Here is a 2,970-nt window from a genome sequence, read left to right on the forward strand (position 1 = left end):
GGGCTTCGATGTACTGACTGTACTCATCCTTCATTGGCAACTCGAAATCGCGTTTGATCCGTTGTCGCCGAACCGAGGAAAAGCCAAGAGCATATTCCGGCGCACACATCGTGCAACGGAAACTGACCCATGCGACCTCACGACCAAAGCCGGGAGCGATCGCCGGAATCGTCGTGCATCACTCTCCATCCGGTACGTCTGATCGTTCGGCTGATGATCAAGCAGCGATACGAAGACTGGGGACAATCATGCCTTCGGGAATAATGACGGAGTCCCATCGCAGACGGTCTTCACCCGCGTGAAGCTCGTCGAAAACTGAGTCGAGAAGCTTTAGACTTGCCTGGGCGCAGCCGTTCAACAGGCTGCTAACCTCAGAGAATCCTTCAGACCACACTCGGGGGAACTTAATCGCTACTTCAAAGTGTCGATCAGCTTCAGCAGTTGCTCGACGATCTTTTCTGATGCATCCAACTGGACGTTATTCGTACCCAGCCAGGTTTCGTAGCCACCGACGGCATGTTGCGCGGGTGTGGGAAGGTAGCCATAGCCCCCATTTGCGAGCGAGATTGTGAACGTGGCCGGGAAGGGGCTTTTTTCTTTGATCTCCAGGCCGATTTCTGCAAAGACTTCAAATGGGATCGAAGTGATCACCTGCTCGCCAATACGAGCCGCCTGCAACCTGGCAGAAATCTCTTTCTGTCCATCCATCAGGCTTTTAATCCGACGGGCGTAGACGATTTCCAGACCATGACGCCCGGTTTCTCCTTCCGGACGTGCCAGGACCGCAGCCACATGCTTGGCAAGGGCTTCATCAGGTTGTCGGACCTGCAGAACGAGCTCCGTCTCGGCAAGTTTCAGTGGAACCCAGTCGTGCCACTGCAGCTTCTTCTCTGCGGCCGCCGTTCGTTCGGCAAGTTGGGTCGCCACCTCCGTCATCTTTTCAAAAGCTTGGTATGCTTTCTTGTTTTTGCCAGAGAAATCGATGTTGTTCACATCGCCGCTTGTACCGTTGGAATACAGCCCCACAAATCCCGGCACGGCTTTCCCGCCGTTCAGCAAGGTTCCTATCTGATCGTTGTAAACGCCGAAGTAGTCGGCTGAGATGACTCCGCTGGGTACACCTCCAACGTAGTGCAGCGAATAGTTGGCGAGCAGCGAGAGCGGTTTCCCCTCCAGCGTCCTGACACTGATGAAGGAAAATTGAGGATCGACCGGGCCGGCAGGGCGAACCAATGCCGCCGATCCGGTCGGGGGATTCATACGAACCTGATCCGTGCCACCGATTGGATTCACCAGCAGAGCGGGATCCGAGACGTACCATCGTCGATTATTCAGGTGCGATGGCTCTTCAAAGCTTCCCCAGGCAATGCGGACCGGCTGGACCTGACTCCCCGCCTGTTTGACTGCCTGATGAATACCGTTGATGACCCGCTGCTGGTAAACGTTAAAACTCGCGTCGCTCTTGAGGGTCCAGTCGCCTGAGGACGTTGCGGAATGCGTGTGCGTTGACGACATGACCAGCCCCACGGGGGCGATTTCGCGATCCTTCTCGATCAGGGCCCGAGCGGCATCGAAAATCCCTCGTGGAACGTGCACGCTGTCAACGATCACAAACGCAAGTCGCGCCTCTCCATTGTCTAGCAGCAGACAACGCGCCGTGATGTCATCATGAATTTGCGTGGCTGGCGGCATTCCGAAATTGCCGACGATGAGTTCGCCCATGTCCGGGTTGATGACGACCCGGGCTGCCCCCGCTTTCAGCTCTTTCCTGTCGGCCGCATCAGCACTGCCAAATGCGCCGAAAGTGAATTGTGAGAGAAGCAGACAGAACAGCAAACGAGCGTGTCTCATCGTGGTACTTTCCTTTGAGAGCGGGAACTTCAATCGTCTTCTCGTCAGTTCGCCAGTTGAGTAATTCAGGGTGAAGCCGATGGTACACTTCGCGTCGCGCAGTGAAAACCGGGCGAGGCGCCGCTGGCTTGGTCAGCATCATGTGCGTCTCTACTTCGCGGGACGGCCCCACAGCGAGGTGCCCAATAGAAACCAGAGATCGTCACGCGTGATCGCATCCCTGGAGGCATGCCAGACCCGCAAGATTTGGACTGTTTTGCCGACGATGAGAAACAGCAGCCGATACTTGTGCCCTAGCCCTTCAAGGCGATGCAACCGGCTCCGGCAATGCGTGGATCGTCACAACAGCATCAAAAGCTGTGGCCCGTGAGTTCCACACCGCTCTTTACCAAGGCTTCCGCACGGGGAGAAAGGCAAGCACCATCAATTGTGCTTGGATATGACTTCTTGATCCACCGACAAAGCTCGTTGAACCACTTCACAAACTCGCAACTCTTTTCCACAACACCGCCGTCTGACCGTCGATCTTTGTCTTCAATGTGAAGTCGCCCCATGCTAAGTCGTTGATCCAGTCTCTTTGATCGCAACACATTCACAACTTCCGACTGCATGAAATCCAGCCAGAAATATCCTTGCTGGGGAATGTGCTTGATAAGTGGCTCTGGAGAAAGTGAGCGATTCCAAAGATGGCACGCTTCACCTAATTTGCGGCCCGCAAGCTCTCTGAACGACGAAAATTCTTCTCCCCGACCGATCTCTGACGTTTGAGGCAGAATCACGACATCACCGGAAGATCGAACGAATTCAAGGAATTCATCTTCGTCCTCGTCCACCATGTAAAATAGAATTTGCCGTCCCATTTGCATTCCCTATGGCTGCATTACGCCAGGACGATTCACGTCAACGAAACGAATCGTTGAGCCAGGAAAGTTGCGAATATCCGGGGGAAATATGATGTCATCCAACGAATTGCGTTCACGGATGATTGGAACCCTTGGATCACTCTTGATTGTTCGACCAATCTGAATGATCTCTGTCTCACCGGTAACCGGATTTCGACCAACGATGTCGGCAAAGCGTTCCTTACCAGAACCAAGGCTTCCGAGACGGAAGCGAACT

At 54.3% G+C, this 2,970-nt stretch carries 3 protein-coding genes; all 3 read right to left on the reverse strand.

All coding sequences use genetic code 11. The annotated features are described in order from the left end of the window. Positions 1–411: 411 nt before the first annotated feature. On the reverse strand, positions 412–1,851 hold the full coding sequence (locus VGE80_RS21745) for a hypothetical protein (RefSeq protein WP_440594100.1): 1,440 nt from the start codon (positions 1,849–1,851) through the stop codon (positions 412–414). A 350-nt stretch (positions 1,852–2,201) separates the two neighbouring features. Next, positions 2,202–2,711, reverse strand: a complete 510-nt coding sequence (locus VGE80_RS21750) for a hypothetical protein (RefSeq protein WP_440594101.1) — start codon at positions 2,709–2,711, stop codon at positions 2,202–2,204. 9 nt (positions 2,712–2,720) lie between these two features. After that, positions 2,721–2,970: hypothetical protein (locus VGE80_RS21755; RefSeq protein ID WP_440594102.1), on the reverse strand; the 250-nt coding region annotated here is incomplete at its 5' end.

This window comes from Schlesneria sp., assembly GCF_036405755.1.
Lineage (GTDB): Bacteria > Planctomycetota > Planctomycetia > Planctomycetales > Planctomycetaceae > Schlesneria > Schlesneria sphaerica.

Bases quoted from the DNA above. Each gene is read 5' to 3' on its own strand.
- VGE80_RS21750 (WP_440594101.1), bottom strand. From the start codon at position 2,711: ATGGGACGGCAAATTCTATTTTACATGGTGGACGAGGACGAAGATGAA.
- VGE80_RS21745 (WP_440594100.1), bottom strand. From the start codon at position 1,851: ATGAGACACGCTCGTTTGCTGTTCTGTCTGCTTCTCTCACAATTCACT.